Genomic DNA, 233 nt, shown 5'->3' on the forward strand with positions numbered 1-233 from the left:
ACATCACCGCACCCGACGGGATTCGACACGAACTTTGGCCGATCATGGCCGAGCGCCCGATCGCCGAGCTGACCGCCGCCTTCGAGGGCCTGGGCGCACTCTATATCGCCGACGGCCACCACCGCTGCGCCGCGGCCTCGCGCGTCGCCGCCATGCGCCGCGCCGCGAACCCGGGGCATACCGGCGCGGAGTCCTACAACTTCATGCTGTCGGTGATCTTCCCGCACGATCAG

General features: G+C 69.5%; 1 protein-coding gene. It reads left to right on the forward strand.

Annotation, left to right across the window (positions count from 1 at the left end; translation table 11 throughout):
• Positions 1 to 233: DUF1015 family protein (locus tag GPT33_RS03785; RefSeq protein WP_296805979.1), on the forward strand; the 233-nt coding region annotated here is incomplete at both ends.

This window comes from Thiocapsa sp., from assembly GCF_011390875.1.
GTDB lineage: Bacteria > Pseudomonadota > Gammaproteobacteria > Chromatiales > Chromatiaceae > Thiocapsa.